This is a genomic window from Streptomyces sp. NPDC041713 (assembly GCF_055591085.1).
On the sequence record NZ_JBVIZY010000023.1, the window covers coordinates 41,209 to 56,695 of the forward strand.

Genomic DNA, 15,487 nt, shown 5'->3' on the forward strand with positions numbered 1-15,487 from the left:
CGAGCGCCCCGACCGCCGCCCTTCAGGGGTGCGAGGCGGCGGTCGGCCACCTCCCATCACCCCTCCCACACCCCGTGCTTGCCTCCCTGGTGGTGTCCTCGAACGGCGCCACTGCCTAACCCGCCCGTCTCCCTGCTGTCTGGCGCTCCTGCCCACAGCACAGGGCGGGGGGTGGGCACCACCACTCGGGCGTGTCCAAGCCGTACGTCACCTCTCCTCCACCGGATTGGAAAGATGATGCTCACTGCACCGACCTACCGCACCGTCGAGGGCGCATACGTCGACCTGCTGCGTCTGGCCTGCGAGAGCCCCGAGCACCGCATCGAGGCTCGGGGGAACGCTGCTCGCGAGGTCATCGGCGTCGCGTTCCAGCTGCCCAACCCGCGCCAGAGGCTGCCCTACATCGCCGCGCGAAAGGCCAACCCGGTCTTCCACTTCGCCGAAGCGCTCTGGTATCTGGCCGGCCGCCGGGACCTGGCGATGATCGGCTACTACGCGCCGTCGATGCGCTCCAGCTCTCCCGACGGAGTCAATCTCGGTGGCTCCGCCTACGGAGACGCCCTCTTCAACCCCGCTGCCGGCGACACGGTGCCGCCGTTCGACCGGGTCCTGGAGCTGCTGCGCACCGAGGCCGACAGCAAGCGCGGCTACCTCCCGGTCTTCTCGGCCTCCGAGCACGCCACCGCCGACAACCGGGACATGGCGTGCCTGGCCGGCCTGCACCTGTTCGTGCGGGAGGGATACCTGCACATGGTGTGCAACATGCGCGCCAACGACCTCGACTGCGGGCTGCTGTCCGATGTGTTCTCCTTCACGATGATCCAGGAGTTCGCCGCCGTCCAACTCGGCGTGCGCCTGGGCCACTACACCCACACGATCGGCTCCGCGCACGTCAACGAGTGCAACGTCGAACGTGTCAAGAGGGTGCTGAACGAGGCGGAGCTGCGTCGCACTCGCCCACAGTTCGCCTTCCCGGTGATGCCGCAGGCGACCGGGCCTGACACCATCCGGCGGGTCTTGGAGCACGAAGAGCTGCTGCGCACCAACACGGCGCGGTACAGCGCTGATGAGATCAGGCACCTTGGCTTCGAGGCGTACTGGCAGCAGGTGCTGTTGCTGTTCGAGCTGTACCGGCAGATCCAGCACGACGGGACCGACACGGTCAGCCGTGACGTGCTGGATGCGCTCCTGCCGGGCCTGCGCTGGCTCGTGGGACGCAAGTGGGCCTCGTGCGCGGCAGCGGCAGAGGTGAGTAACCGATGAGCCGCAAGCCGCCGTCCGGTGACGTGGTCGAGGGCGTCGACTTCACGCGCTGGGCCGTCATCCTGTGCAAGCCCGACGCCGTCGAACGCGGCCTGGTCGACATCGTCCTGGAGCGCATCGAGCTCGCGGGGATCGCCGTGCAGGCTCGTACGGACCTGGTCGCCGAGGCGTGGCAAGCCCACGTCGCCTACCGGGACCTGCTGGCCAACCCCGGGCGGCTTCCCGCCGACGTGCCCAGGCGGCTCCACGATGCCTACGCCGGGAGGACCGTCACGGTGGCGCTCGCGCACGGAGGGCCGGACGTCCATGCCCGCCTTCGGTGTCTGATCGGCCACACCGACCCCACCATGGCCGTGCCCGGCACGGTCCGCGGCGACCTCGGCGACGACAGCCTCTCCGTAGCGCGCGCCGAGAAGCGCCTGGTGCGCAACCTCGTCCACACCTCCGACGACGCGGACGCCGCGCGGCGCGACTTCGGCACCTGGTACGGCCCCGGCCGAGCACTGGCGGTCTCCGACTTCAACCGGTGCTCGGTCATCCTGTGCAAGCCCGACGCCGTCGAACGCGGCTTGGCCGATGCCGTCTTGAAGCGCATCTCCGCGGCCGGTGTCACCATCGTCAACCGGCATGAGGTGACCGCCCAGCCGTGGCAGGCTCACGTCCACTACTGGGATCTCCTGGTGGACCGCGACTGGTACCCCGACCGCAACATCCCGGCCTGCCTGGACCAGGAGTACGCCTTCCGCCGGGTCACCGTTGCGCTCGCCTACGGAGAGCCGGGCGTGCACACCAAGCTCCGCGACCTTCTCGGCCACTTCGACCCCACCAAGGCCGCGCCCGGCACGATCCGCGGCGACCTCGGCGACGACAGCCTCCGCGCAGCGCTCGCCGAGAAGCGCCTGGTGCACAACCTCGTCCACACCTCCGACGACGCGGACGCCGCGCGGCGCGACTTCGGCACCTGGTACGGCGCCGGCCGCCGCGACCTCCTCTCTCCGAAACTGCCGACACAGGGCACGCCCGCAGACGCCTGACCCCACCTGGAGACCCTGATGAGCACTCCCACCATCGGAGCCCGTCGCGCACTGCCGATCCTCACCCCCGAGACGGTCGGTGGTCTGAAGCAGGAACTCGCCGACGTGATCGAGTACCGCAAGTCGGGACTCTCGCTGAACTGGATCGTCGGCTGCCCGCTCGACTGCGGGTACTGCGTGCGCCACCTCTTCCAGAACTTCGACATGAAGGTCCCCCGCCGGCTGATGAGTGACGAGGACGCCGTACGCCGCCTCGTCGGGCACCGCTACTTCCGCCCGCACCAGACCCCGATCCAGCTCCTGAACCGGGCCACGGACCCGATGCTGCCCGCCGTAAAACTCCACGTGTTCAACGTGCTGCGCCAGCTCGACGAGCAGGGGCTGACCAACCATGTCCTGATCATCACCCGGTGGCGCGTCGACGCCGACGACTGCGCCCTCCTCAACAGCTTCACCAACCTGCGGCTGACGGTGCTGGTGACCCACTCGCACATCCAGGACAACCGGATAGAGCCGGTGGACAGCAACATCGCCGCCGCGAGCCTGCGCACCCTCTACGAGAACGCCGAGCGGTACCGCACCGTCCTGTACTGGCGTCCCATCGTGCCGGGCCTGAACGACTCCGCGGCTGACATTGCCCGTGCCAAGGAGCTTTCCCAGTACGCGCACGCCACCGTCTTCACCGGCCTGTTCTTCCGCCAGGAGATCGCCGCGTACTACGAGGCCCACGGTCTGGAAATGCCCTACGAGGACACCGCCCGGCGCAAGATCATGCCCGAGGCCGCCGAGCAGCGGATACTCGGCGCCTTCGAGGAGGACACCTCGTGGGGAGCGCTGTTCCGCAAGACCTCCTGCGGTGTCGCGTACGCGCACGGGGAAGCTGACTACAACGGTCACTACGGCATCCGTGAACTGTGCGACATCTGCCCTCCGGAACAGATCGCGAAGTGCAAGGCGGCCTGGGTCCGGCCGGACGCGAACGCCGTCACGCAGGAGGCCCGCGGACTCGGCGCGACCGGCCCGATCGATGTCACTGAGCGTGCCATCGTCGTTGAGGGACTGGACGAGCCGCCGCGCTACTACCTCCAGCACGGGTTCGGCTACCAGTGCCACGACCGAGCCAAGCCCCACCACTACCGCCAGCACGGCCGCGCCGACATCGGCTGGAAGGCGGAGGACGGAACACAGACCGCATGAACTTCTCCTCCTGGCCCGCGCTGTTCGTTGTCGATGTCGAGGGCAACGGCACCAACCCGCCCGACCTGGTCGAGGTAGCCGCGCTCCCCGTGCGCGAGGGACAGCCCGACAAGAGCACCGCCGGCGCGTGGCTGACCAAGCCGAAGCGGCCCGTCACGCCGTTCGCCGCCCGCGTGCACGGCCTCACCAACCAGGTCCTCGCCGATCAACCGGGCTGGGAGGAGATCGGCAGCGCAGTCCACGAACTGCTCGGCACGGCATGGATCGCCGCCCACAACGCGCACGTCGACTACCGCGTCCTGTCCGCACACCTGCCGCAGTGGCAGCCGGCCGGGGTCATCGACACCCTCCGACTGGCCAAGGCCACCTACCCGGACCTGCCCAAGTACACCCTCGACGCCTTGATCAAATACATGACGCCGGACCTGAGCCAGGCACCCGGGCAGCGCCACCGCGCCACCTTTGACGCCTACGCGACCGCCCAGCTCCTCATCACGATGGCCGCGCGGTACGAGAGCTGGGAACAGCTCGTGGCCGCTGCCGTCCCACCCGGCCTGCCCGGCGCTCCCGAACCCGAACAGGAGCCCACCCTGTGGTGACGCAACCGAACCTCATCCGCATCGGCGTGATGGGTACCCACTCCACCGGCAAAACACTGCTGATGCGCCGCATCGAGATGGAACTGCGCAGCCGGGACATCCCCGTCGCGCGCACCGGCGGTCTAGGCCGCCGTGCCGCCTGCGTTCCCCTGCCCAAGATGCAGCACCACACGGTGGAGTCCACCCGCTGGGTCCTCGCCCGCGGCATCGCCGACGAGGTCGCCGCCTCCGCGAGCCTGGACACCACCGCCCCCACGCGCGTCGTCCTCGCGGACCGCGCCTGCTGGGACGCGCTCGCCTACCACCGGGCTGCCGTGGAGTGGCGCGGCCAACCCATCGCGCGCACCGACCGTGAGGCCCTGCACCGGCTCGCCGCCGCCAACATCCCCTACGACCTTCTGCTCGCCACCATCCTCGACCCCGACGTGCCGGTCCGGCCCAAGCACGACTACGACGACCGATACCGGCGGTTGGTCGAGAAGCACACCCATGCGCTCCTGCGCGAGGAACACCTGCCGCACACCCGCGTCACCAGCAGCGACGGCAACCAGGCCCACGCCATCGAACTCGCCCTTCGGCTCTGCTGCACGGAGGCGCCGGTATGACCACCAGCCCGCCCGGCGGCAGCATCGAGATCGTCGGGAGAACTGTCCCCCGCCTCGGGCTCGGGACCATGCGCCTGACCTGCCCCGGCACCTGGGGGGACCCCGTCGACCGCGATCAAGCCCTCACGGTCCTGCGTCAGGCCGTCCACACCCACGGCATCACTCACATCGACACCGCTGACGCCTACGGTCCTCACACCGTCGAGCACCTGATCAAGGACGCTCTCTACCCCTACCCCGGCCAACTCCTCATTGCCTCCAAGGTCGGCTTCGTCCGCCCCGCCGCCGGCATGTGGGCGCCGCACGGCCACCCCGTGTACCTGCGCGCCAGCATCGAAGCGAGCCTGCGCCGCCTGAACGTCGAGCGCTTGGAGCTGTGCTACCTGCACCGCATCGACCCAGCGGTGTCCCTCGCCGACCAGCTCGGCACCCTGGCCGGGCTCCGCGACGAGGGCAAGATCGGCTCCATCGGCGTCTCCAAGGTCACCCCCGAAGACCTCCTTCTCGCCCAGAAGGAAGTCCCCATCGGCGCCGTGCAGAACGTCCTCAACATCAACGATCGATACGACCCCATCCTGGAACTCTGCCTCGCCCATGAGATCCCGTACGTCCCCTACCGGCCGCTCGACGCCGGCGCCGCAACGATGGGACACGGGCTGAGGTCCGCACTGTCCTGGCTGCTCGCCCGCGGACCGCACACCGCGTCCATCCCCGGGACCGGGAACCCGCACCACCTCAACGCCATAGTCCAGGCAGTGGCTGGGGGGCGAATTCCCGTGACGGCAATCGCACCGTTCGCCGCCCCATCAGCGCGGCGCCGGGCGCCGTATGAGAACTGGCGGCCGCCGATCATCGGCGTCTCCGTGCTTGCCCTCGTAGGCAACTCCGACCTCGTGCTTCCTTGGTTCCAAGACGGCACGATTGCCCTGCCGACGGGGGCTGTCGAGAACGGCCAGAGCCCCGAGGCCGCCGGGCAGGCCGTACTCACCGGACTGGCGGACGAACTCCCCATCCAACGGCGAGTCGTGGTGGACGAAGTACAGATGCGGCGCAGAAGGGTCATCACCTACGTCGTCATCACAGAGCCGCTGACCCCACGCGAGGCATGCGCACTGGTCTACCGCGACCCGCGCGCGGACATGCTCGTGCTGCCCAAACGACATGCGCTCTCCTCCCTCGCACGCAAAGGGAAGTTGAGGGCGTTCCTCGGCCTCCAAGCCGCGGAGATCGGAGCGGTGCTCCACCTGCGGGATGGGCAGATATCGCGCATCGAGGACGTGCGATCCCAAGATGCCCCGCCCTACAGATAGCGAGGACTCACATGCTTGATCCGTGGCCGACGATCGAGGGCCTGGTAAACCGTCTCGAAGAGCACTCCAAACTGCCGCGCGAGCAGCGGCTCCTCCTCCAACTGCTCAAGATCCAGGAGGAGACAGGAGAGGTAGCCGAGGCGGTGATCGGCGCCATGGGGCAGAACCCCCGCAAGGGATCCAGCCACACATGGGAGGACGTAGAGGCGGAAGTCTGCGACGTCATCGTGACCGGCATGGTCGCCCTGCTGCGGCTCAACCCCGAGGCGCCGTCCGTACTGGCTCATCACCTGGCGCGGATCGCAGCCAGGGACCTATCCCCGGCACCGCAACCCTAACGCCACGAGACAGACCTCGCGGCTCCTCGCCCTTAAGTAGGAGCCGCTGCTCGTCTCTGGGGCGAGAGCACCATCGGCTTGCGGTGTAACGCCTGACGACATAACAGCGTCCATACAACGCGGCCAGCCGTGGACGGCCACGATCTGATGTAGCGCCGCCAGGAGGACCGAGACTGTGCTGACCCCAGTCCGTCGCGCGCCACGCCATGGTGCCTCACCACACACCACGGCGCCGTCCAGGTGCAGCGAGGGAACCTCGATGAGGCATGCGCAACCTGGAGCGAAGCGCTCGACGCCATGGCGGGTGTCCAGTTCGGCCGGACGCATGACGTCGTAGTCCGCATCCAGAGCGATCTCTCACCGGTCCGACAACGCGGAGGTCGCCACGTCACCGAGCTGGACCGACGGGCACGCGACATGCTCCGGGCCATAGTTGATCGCGGCGTGGACGTTGCATGCGGGACCTCCGCGAATTGCGCATGATCACAACGAACGCGCGCAAAGTGCACCATGCTCCGGAAAGCGTCCACGAAGTGCTGCGCCGCGTACACGGCCTTGAAGACGAAGACCTGAGCATGCGTTGGCACATTCTCTGAGGAAGGCCCACTTGACAGCGATCCGTGCTCGCGGGAAGTCGCACCAGTTCATGGAGGAAAGGCTCTCTCTGGAGCCCGGTCGCTCGGGTCGCTGCCCGCTGCGGGGCTGCCGCTGAGCAAGTACCGGCGCAGATATGCGGTCTGCACACACTGCTGCTTGGAGGGCTTCAGTATGGCGTCGGCATTCGCCACGGATCTCCGCACGCATAACGAGCTGGACGCCAGCCGCGGCAAGCTGCTCGACGTGTAAGGTCGGTGCGTGCCACGGCGCTGCACCTGCCGAGTTACCGGGTTCGGCGAGTGATTGGACCGGCACGGATGCAAGCCAGGGTTCGTGTCCGTCGTGGCCTACGTCGGCGACTACCCTTCGGGCGGCTGATGGCGATCTGTCCGCCCTCCGTGGCGGCGTATGACTGCTTAGCGAAGAAGGCCAAGATTTCACTCTGGTCACCCGGGGCGATGCAGATGAGCCGGCCGTCCTTGGCGGCCAGCAGAATGTTGCGGTCACCGAACCAACCGAGCAGGGCGCTCTCGACCTCACGTAGCACGGCGCGGGTCTCGTCGTACGCCGTCCCGCCGTGGGCGACGGCTACCGCGTGTGTATGGGACAACCGTAGTCCGAAGCGTTCGGCCCGCCCGGCGAGCAGGCCGAGATCGCTGCGGCCGTAGAGCAGATCGTCGATGAACTCCCGGCACGCGGAGATCTCTTGCCGGATCGCCACGCGCTGAGCGCGCTTATAGCCCTCGGCGAAAGCGTCCACGGCCTGCTCGGCGGCGGCCGGGACGCTCCAGGCTAGTCGCTGCCCGCGTCGCAGGCGCGGCCGCGAGGATCGGGATCGACTTCGTGGTCGCGCTCGATACCGGCGTCGTGCCTGAAAGTGGCCTCCCGGGGCCGGAAGTGGCGGTCACTGCGTCAAGCGATGTCGGATTCCCACAATGGCCGATGTGCTCCCGCCCTCAAGACTGTGTCCCTGGGGTGATCGGCTTCCGGCGCAGCCAGAGTCGCGAGGGGGGCGTGCGTTTTCTCCTCTGCTTCACGTCATCCAGGTTGAGGCCCGACCTCCGACAGCACTTGACGGCCAGTCAGGAAAGTCAGCATCAGGTCAGCATTCGTCCAGTCAAAGCTGCCTACAGATGCTCACAGCCTGGGAACCTGCAAGCCCACCCGGGACGGGCTCAGGCACGCGCTCTGGCGTCCATGGCGACCGATACCTTCGGCATGGCGTGAACAGTCGGAGCCTCGTTGGTTCTTGGTCCGACGGGCCGTCTCTTCCCAGGTCAGCGCGTCCTTCCACGTGGTTTGAGAGGGAGGTCGGGCAGCTTCGGTGCGGGTAGAGGCGCCCCGTCGTAGTCCTTCACCTCGCCGAATCGAGACCCCTTCATCCAGGCTTCGCGAGCCTGTACGATCTCGTCCCGGGAGCGGGCAACGAAGTTCCACCACATGATCAATTCCTCCTCGAAGGGTTCGCCGCCGAGGAGCATGAGGCCCGCGTCGGACACCGCCCGCAAGGCCAACTCGTCGCGTCCGCAGCCGAGGTAGAGCATCGATCCCGGCAGTAGGGGCACACCGTCGACGTGCGCCTCGCCCGACATCGACAGGACCCCGTACTCGAAGTCGGGGACGAGCGGCAGGCGGGTCTCCGTGCCCGCCGTCAGGGCGAGGTCGGCGCCGACGATCGGTGAGTACGTGGAGCCGGGCGACGCCGCGCCGTCGAGGGCGCCGAGGAGCACGGTCGCCTCAAGGCCGGGGGCGGTGACCGTCGGCAGGTCGGCGTGGTGCTCGAACTTCGGCTCCGTGTGCCGGTGTTCGTCCGGCAGCGCCACCCACAGCTGGGCGCCGTGCAGGAAGCGGGCGTGCGACTTCGGTGACTCCTCGGAGTGCGAGATCGCCCGGCCCGACGTCATGAGGCCGAGCTCGCGCGGCCGGATCGTCTGCAGGCTGCCTGTGGAGTCGCGGTGCAGCACCTCGCCGTCATGCAGCCAGCTGACCGTCTGCAGCCCCATGTGCGGATGCGGCGGCACCTGCATCCCCGGTTCGTCGGCGATGTCGTCGGGGCCGTAGTGGTCGACGAAGGCCCACGCCCCGATCATGCGACGCCCGAGGTTCGGGAGGAGCCGGCGGACCTCGGTCGACGCGCCGAGCTGGACGCGGCGGGGGCTCAGCAGCTCGCGTACGGGTTCGGCGACGACGAATCCGCGTCCGCCGCACAGCGAGGGAACCGCCTGACGGTCAAGGTTGCTCATGCCGCTCAACCTAGCCTGCGGGCGTGCCCCAGCGGCAGGCGTCCCCGGCCTTCACCCGTCCGGCTACGGTTCCGCTCCGCTCCGTACCGCCCCGGCCCATCCCGCCCGACACCCCAACCCCGGTCGAGGTGCCCTCTCCGGGTGACCCGAATGGGCTAGCGGGCGGGGGAGCGGCCCAGATCGCCTCGATCGCCGTAACCGCGCCGCCGAACGCCCCTCGCCGGGCGATCCGCACACGTTCCGTGACTCTCCTGGTTGCGGAGTGCAGCGGGTCGGCGCGCGATGGAGGGGAGGCGTGCGTCGTCCGTGGCGAGAGTCGATTCTGCCCGTCGCGCGCTCCAAGGGAGTGATCACCCATGACGCAGGGCGAGGCCTTCACCAATCCCGACGGGCTTGCGGGCCTGACGGCCTATGACCAGACCGGCGAAAAGATCGGCAGTGTCGAGCAGATCTACCTCGACGACCGCAGCGGCCGTCCCGAGTGGGTGACCGTCAAGACCGGTCTCTTCGGGATGAAGCAGAGCTTCGTCCCGCTCGCCGGCGCCCGTCGCCAGGAGGACCAGCTGCACGTCGCGACCACCAAGGAAGCCGTCAAGGACGCCCCGCGCGTGGACGCCGACCAGCACCTCGAGCCGGAGCAGGAGCACGAGCTCTACCGTCACTACGGTCTCGAGCGCCCCGCGGACGCCGTCGGTGGCATGGGTGGCGGCATGCGGCCCGGTACCGGTCGCGGGCGAGGCGACATGGCCGGCGCCGGTGCGGGCGCGGGTGCCGGACGCGAGTTCGCGACGCGTGCCGGAGCCGAAGACCGCGACCGCAAGCGCGACGAGATGGTGCGCTCCGAGGAGCGGCTGCGCGTCGGCACCGAAGAGGAGACCGTCGGCCAGGCCCGGCTCCGCAAGGTGGTCGTGACCGAGGACGTGACGACGTCCGTGCCCGTCTCGCACGAGGAGGTGCGCGTCGTCCGCGAGCCCATCCGCGAGGGTGACGGCACGCGCGCCAGGATCGGCGAGGAAGAGGCCGAGGTCACCCTGCACGCCGAGAAGCCGGTGGTACGCAAGGAAGCGGTGCCGGTCGAGCGGGTCCGCCTGGAGACCGAGAAGGTCACCGAGACCCGTGAGGTCTCCGACCAGGTGCGCAAGGAGCAGATCGAGTACGACCGCGCCAAGGGCGAGCGTGGCCGTGACGCGAAGGGCGAGAACTGGCGCGACCGGAAGCAGGGTCCGAGCCACTGACGCCGACGCCCGAGCCGTCGCCGCGCTGAGCGCCCCCTGACGGGCCGCTGAAGGCGCAGGGAGGGAATACCCGTGCACGGGTATTCCCTCCCTTTTTGCCATGCCCGGGGTGTTTTCTCCCCAGGGTGCTGCGGGCCGGGATGCCGACCGCTCGCCCACCTGGGGGCTGCTTTGTGTTCGGGACTTGATCGATACTGTGCATCTATTGACGTGGATCGTTCAGGAAATTTATGGTCCCTGGACCCTCACAGGCGAACCAGAGTGACGGAGAACAATGACGTACTCCCTCGGCGCACGGCCGCGTGCCGCCCGACTGACCGCGGTCCTCCTGGCCGGAGCGCTCGTCGCCGCTGTGCCGCCCGCGGCCTCGCAGGCGGCACAGGACATCGCCACCGCGAGCCCGGCCGCCGCCACCCCCACGGACACGAACTGCCGCAAGAGCGACGGCTGGACGCTCGGCACCACCAGCCCGGATGCCACAGAGACCCATGACGCCTTCGTCGGCAACGGCTACCTGGGCCAGCGCGTACCGCCCAACGGCGCCGGCTACGCCGACAGCAAGATCAAGACGGGCTGGCCGCTGTTCACCCCGCGCTACGACGGCTCCTTCGTGTCGGGCCTGTACGCGCACAACAAGCAGACAGCGAAGGACCGTCAGGCCGTCGCCGCGCTGCCCACCTGGTCCGCGCTCAATGTCAGCACCGGCGGCGCGCACGGCGATACCTTCAACTCTTCGACACCGTCCGGCCGCATCTCCCACTACCGGCAGACACTCTTCCTCCACTGCGGCGTCGTCCGGACCTCCCTGACGTGGACCGCCGCCGACGGCCGCCGCACCGACCTCGTGTACGAGGTGCTCGCCGACCGCGCCCACCCGCACGCGGGCGCCGTACGCATGAGCATGACGCCGCACTGGAGCGGCAAGGCGACCGTTGCGGACGTGTTGGACGGCCGCGGCGCGCGGCGCATCCGGCAGACCGGCGGCGGCGACCGCACCACCGAGCGTCGTGGTGGCCGACCGGCCGGGACGAGCATGGACGTCGCCTTCCGTACGGACGGCACGAAGGTCGACGGCGCCGTGGCCTCCACGCTCCGCGCCGAAGCCGGAACCCACGGCGTAAAGCACCAAAGGGCAGGTGACGCAGCGAAGTTGACGGTCCGCCAGTCCCTCGACCTGCCGGTCCAGCGCGGACGGTCGTACGACTTCACGAAGTACGTGGGCGTCGACACCGCCCTCACCTCACGCTCGCCGCGCCGGGACGCCACCGCCACCTCGCGGCGCGCCGCCGACCGTGGCTGGGCGGGGTTGCTGCGCTCCCACACCGCCGCCTGGGCGCGGCTGTGGCGCAGTGACATCGAGGTGCACGGCCGGCGGGACATGCAGTCATGGGTACGGTCCGCGCAGTACGGGCTGTACTCCAGCACCCGCGCCGGCGCCGCGAACAGCATCGCCCCGGCCGGGCTGACCAGCGACAACTACGCCGGTCTCGTCTTCTGGGACGCCGAGACCTGGATGTACCCGGGGCTGCTCGCCACCCGCCCCGAACTCGCCAAGTCCGTCGTCGACTACCGCTACCGGACGCGCACCGGGGCCCGCGCGAACGCCCGAGAGCTCGGCTACAAGGGGCTCTTCTACCCCTGGAACAGCGGAAGTTCGGGCGACCTGGCCAAGGAGTGCCACAGCGTCGACCCGCCGCACTGCCGCACCCAGATCCACCTGCAGTCCGACATCTCCCTGGCCACCTGGCAGTACTACCTCGCCACCAAGGACGACCAGTGGCTGCGCGAGCGCGGCTGGCCGGTCATGAAGGGCATCGCCGAGTTCTGGGCGGACCGCGTCAGCCGCAACAAGGACGGCAGCTACTCCATCAAGGACACGGCGGGACCCGACGAGTACAGCAACGGTGTCGACGACGCGGTGTTCACCAACGCCGGCGCCGTCACCGCGCTGCGCCACGCCACCCGCGCCGCCGAGCTCCTCGGCGAGCGGGCCCCCGCCGCCTGGACGTCGATCGCCGACCGCGTCCGCATCCCGTACGACGCGAAGCGCAAGGTCTTCCAGCAGTACGACGGCTACAAGGGCAGCACCATCAAGCAGGCCGACACGGTCCTGCTGATGTACCCGCTGGAGTGGCGGATGCCCGAGGGCGCCGCGGCCGGCACCCTCGACTACTACGCACAGCGCACCGACCCGGACGGCCCGGCCATGACGGACTCGGTGCACGCGATCGACGCCGCCGGGATCGGTGAGGCGGGCTGCTCCACGTACACCTATCTGGAACGCTCCATCAAGCCGTTCGTACGCGGCCCCTTCGCCCAGTTCTCGGAGGCGCGCGGCGACAAGGCGGGCGCCGAGGATCCTCTGGCGGGTTCGCCCGCGCACGACTTCCTCACCGGCAAGGGCGGTTTCCTCCAGGTCTTCACCAACGGACTGACCGGTCTGCGGATGCGTGAGGACCGCCTGCGCCTCGACCCGATGCTGCCCCCGCAACTCCACGAGGGCGTCAACCTCCGCGGGCTGACCTGGCAGGGGCGTACGTACGACATCGAGATCGGCGCACACCACACCACCGTGCGTCTGACGGGTGGCGAGCCGATGACGCTCGACACCCCGCAGGGCGAGCAGATCGTCGGCAAGGACACCCCGGTCGTCCTCAAGACCCGCCGCCCCGACCTCACCCCCACCACCAACGCGGCCCGCTGCACCCGTGCCACGGCCTCCTCTCAGCAGCCCGGCATGTACGCGAACGCCGCCGTCGACGGCAACACGGCCACGGGGTGGGTCCCGGACGCCGCGACCGGCCGGCTGACGGCGGACCTGGCAAAGCCCGTCCACGTCAGGAAGGTCACCCCCACCTGGACCGACACAAAACCCACCGCCCACACCGTGGAACTCTCCCTGGACGGTCACCACTGGCACCGGGCGAAGGCGGACGACACACGACTCGCGCGGTACGTACGGGTGACGGTGCGCGGCGAAGCGGACGCGAAGAAGCATCCGGGAATCGCCGAACTGACGGTGAACTGACGCCGAGCGGTGGGGGGAGCGGAGGGAGCTGGGCCGCTCCCTCCGCTCGCCCTCGTGGCGTTGTCAGACCCGGCTGTTACGTTCCGGGCATGATGAAGCGCGTGCCGTACACCGGCGGGGAAAAAGAGAGCCTGCACGTCAGCCTCGACCGACACCGTGACGTGGTCTCGTGGAAGCTGGAGGGTCTGGACGACGCCGCGCTGCGGCGGCCGATGACACCCTCGGGGACGAGTCTGCTGGGCCTGGTCAAGCACCTGGCGGCCGTCGAGTACGGATGGTTCTGCACGGCGTTCGGCCGGGAGACCGAGCCGTTCTGGTTCGACCCCCTCACCGACGACGACATGGCGGCGGCCCCCGGCGAGACGACCGCTCAGATCGTCGAGTTCTACGCGCGGGCCAGAGCCGCCGCGGACGCGGTCATCGATGAGCTGGACCTCGACGCCCTGGGGACGTCCTGGGACGGCAAGACGGTCTCCATGCGCTGGGTGCTGATCCACATGATCGAGGAAACCGCCCGGCACGCGGGGCACATGGACATCGTCCGCGAACTCATCGACGGTGCCGCGGGCGATCACCCCGGTCGGTGATCACCGTGCCGTCGCTCCGGCGCCGGGGCACCCGCCACGCCCTCGGGAGGCGGAGTCTTCAGCGAGAGTGGCCAAGCGGGCACATCGTCTCGTCGCCGCGCTGCCAGTGCCGGGCGCAGTAGGGGACGTCGCACTCGGCGCAGAAACCGGCGTCGCCCTTGAGGCCGGCCGTCTGGACGCGCGCGAAAGTGCGGGGATAGCGGAGGGCTCTTCGGTAACGCTCGGCGTCTTCGGCGGAGATGTTCTCACCCACGCCGTTCGTGTGGTCCTCGCTCTCCACGGTGAACCACCAGAGGGTGGGGCTCCTCGACGTGGCGTAGGCGGCTCGGCGCACCGCGTCCCAGCGTGGCTGGCTGACGGGATCCGTGCCGGGCGGGGTGAATTCCAGGTGCGCGACACGGGTCTTGCACACCGTGCAGGCCACGTACAGGACGAAGAGGAGCGAGGGGGCTTGCTTCATGGCGGTGGGCCTTGTAGGTGGCGCGGACTCTGCGATCGACGGAACGCATCTTTGCACAGTGCAACCCGGAAGAGAGCGGGAAGGGAAAGGGACGTGTGGCGGGGGGCGAAGGCAAGCCCCCCGCCGGGCGGACCATGCGGGCCGTCAGGACGCGGACAGCTCCTCGCGGACCGTCCTGGCCGCCGCGACCAGGTTCTCCAGGGACGAGCGGGTCTCCGGCCAGCCGCGGGTCTTCAGGCCGCAGTCGGGGTTGACCCACAGCCGCTCGGCGGGGATCGCCTCGAGTCCCGTGCGCAGGAGGGCCGCGGCCTCCCCGGCGCTCGGCACGCGCGGGGAGTGGATGTCGTACACGCCGGGCCCGGCCTCGCGCGGATAGCCGTGGGCGGCGAGTTCGCGGGCGACCTCCATGTGCGAGCGGGCCGCCTCCAGGCTGATGACGTCGGCGTCGAGATCGTCGATGGCCCGGACGATGTCGCCGAACTCGGCGTAGCACATGTGGGTGTGGATCTGCGTGTCCGGACGCACCCCGCTCGTGGTGAGCCGGAACGCCTCGGTGGCCCACGCCAGGTACGCGGCGCGGTCGGCGGTGCGCAGCGGCAGGGTCTCGCGCAGCGCGGGCTCGTCGACCTGGATGACCGCGGTGCCGGCCGCCTCCAGGTCGGTCACCTCGTCGCGCAGGGCGAGGGCGACCTGGCGGGCGGTGTCGGCGAGGGACTGGTCGTCGCGGACGGAGGACCAGGCGAGCATGGTGACCGGCCCCGTGAGCATGCCCTTGACCGGCCGGGAGGTGAGGGACTGGGCGTACGTCGTCCAGCGCACCGTCATCGGCTCGGGGCGGGAGATGTCGCCGGCCAGGATCGGCGGGCGGACGTACCGGGTGCCGTAGGACTGGACCCAGCCGTGCCGGGTGGCCAGGTAGCCGGTGAGCTGTTCGGCGAAGTACTGCACCATGTCGTTCCGCTCGGGTTCGCCGTGCACCAGGACGTCGATG

General features: G+C 69.4%; 12 protein-coding genes and 3 pseudogenes. 11 read left to right on the forward strand and 4 right to left on the reverse strand.

Annotation, left to right across the window (positions count from 1 at the left end; all coding sequences use genetic code 11):
- Positions 1-234 precede the first annotated feature (234 nt).
- The 8 genes and pseudogenes from ACZ6CV_RS36490 to ACZ6CV_RS36525 all read left to right on the forward strand — a co-directional run.
- Positions 235-1,263 carry a thymidylate synthase gene (locus tag ACZ6CV_RS36490; protein WP_469256130.1) on the forward strand — a complete coding sequence of 343 codons (1,029 nt, stop codon included), beginning with the start codon at positions 235-237 and terminating at the stop codon, positions 1,261-1,263.
- Entirely contained in the window at positions 1,260-2,297 is a 1,038-nt protein-coding gene (locus ACZ6CV_RS36495; RefSeq protein WP_469256131.1) for a nucleoside-diphosphate kinase, read from the forward strand. Before ACZ6CV_RS36490 ends, ACZ6CV_RS36495 begins: the two co-directional genes overlap by 4 nt.
- A gap of 18 nt (positions 2,298-2,315) precedes the next feature.
- Positions 2,316-3,494: a radical SAM protein gene (locus tag ACZ6CV_RS36500; protein ID WP_469256133.1), complete on the forward strand. Its 1,179-nt coding sequence runs from the start codon at positions 2,316-2,318 to the stop codon at positions 3,492-3,494.
- Entirely contained in the window at positions 3,491-4,093 is a 603-nt protein-coding gene (locus tag ACZ6CV_RS36505) for a 3'-5' exonuclease (protein ID WP_469256135.1), read from the forward strand. Before ACZ6CV_RS36500 ends, ACZ6CV_RS36505 begins: the two co-directional genes overlap by 4 nt.
- Entirely contained in the window at positions 4,090-4,698 is a 609-nt protein-coding gene (locus ACZ6CV_RS36510; RefSeq protein ID WP_469256137.1) for a DEAD/DEAH box helicase family protein, read from the forward strand. The genes ACZ6CV_RS36505 and ACZ6CV_RS36510 overlap by 4 nt, the downstream gene beginning before the upstream one ends.
- Positions 4,695-6,008: an aldo/keto reductase gene (locus ACZ6CV_RS36515; RefSeq protein ID WP_469256139.1), complete on the forward strand. Its 1,314-nt coding sequence runs from the start codon at positions 4,695-4,697 to the stop codon at positions 6,006-6,008. The genes ACZ6CV_RS36510 and ACZ6CV_RS36515 overlap by 4 nt, the downstream gene beginning before the upstream one ends.
- A gap of 11 nt (positions 6,009-6,019) precedes the next feature.
- On the forward strand, positions 6,020-6,346 hold the full coding sequence (locus ACZ6CV_RS36520) for a MazG-like family protein (RefSeq protein WP_469256141.1): 327 nt from the start codon (positions 6,020-6,022) through the stop codon (positions 6,344-6,346).
- A gap of 228 nt (positions 6,347-6,574) precedes the next feature.
- A pseudogene (locus tag ACZ6CV_RS36525) lies at positions 6,575-6,829 on the forward strand (hypothetical protein); the annotation flags it as partial.
- A 478-nt stretch (positions 6,830-7,307) separates the two neighbouring features.
- Here ACZ6CV_RS36525 and ACZ6CV_RS36530 read toward each other — a convergent pair.
- Both ACZ6CV_RS36530 and ACZ6CV_RS36535 read right to left on the reverse strand, forming a co-directional pair.
- Positions 7,308-7,730 (reverse strand): annotated as a pseudogene (locus tag ACZ6CV_RS36530) (CdaR family protein); the annotation flags it as partial.
- Between the two features lie 490 nt (positions 7,731-8,220).
- Positions 8,221-9,186 carry a pirin family protein gene (locus ACZ6CV_RS36535; protein WP_469256143.1) on the reverse strand — a complete coding sequence of 322 codons (966 nt, stop codon included), beginning with the start codon at positions 9,184-9,186 and terminating at the stop codon, positions 8,221-8,223.
- Between the two features lie 356 nt (positions 9,187-9,542).
- On the opposite strand from ACZ6CV_RS36535, the gene ACZ6CV_RS36540 reads away from it, so the two are divergent.
- The 3 genes from ACZ6CV_RS36540 to ACZ6CV_RS36550 all read left to right on the forward strand — a co-directional run bounded on the left by ACZ6CV_RS36540 (position 9,543) and on the right by ACZ6CV_RS36550 (position 14,036).
- Positions 9,543-10,421, forward strand: coding sequence for a DUF2382 domain-containing protein (locus tag ACZ6CV_RS36540; protein ID WP_469256145.1), 879 nt, complete (start codon positions 9,543-9,545; stop codon positions 10,419-10,421).
- Between the two features lie 274 nt (positions 10,422-10,695).
- A complete protein-coding gene (locus ACZ6CV_RS36545) occupies positions 10,696-13,449 on the forward strand; it encodes a discoidin domain-containing protein (protein WP_469256146.1) in 2,754 nt (917 codons plus the stop codon).
- A 92-nt stretch (positions 13,450-13,541) separates the two neighbouring features.
- A complete protein-coding gene (locus tag ACZ6CV_RS36550; protein WP_469256151.1) occupies positions 13,542-14,036 on the forward strand; it encodes a DinB family protein in 495 nt (164 codons plus the stop codon).
- Between the two features lie 58 nt (positions 14,037-14,094).
- Here ACZ6CV_RS36550 and ACZ6CV_RS36555 read toward each other — a convergent pair whose 3' ends face one another.
- A complete protein-coding gene (locus tag ACZ6CV_RS36555) occupies positions 14,095-14,496 on the reverse strand; it encodes a hypothetical protein (RefSeq protein WP_469256148.1) in 402 nt (133 codons plus the stop codon).
- A 144-nt stretch (positions 14,497-14,640) separates the two neighbouring features.
- A pseudogene (locus ACZ6CV_RS36560) lies at positions 14,641-15,487 on the reverse strand (5-methyltetrahydropteroyltriglutamate--homocysteine S-methyltransferase); the annotation flags it as partial.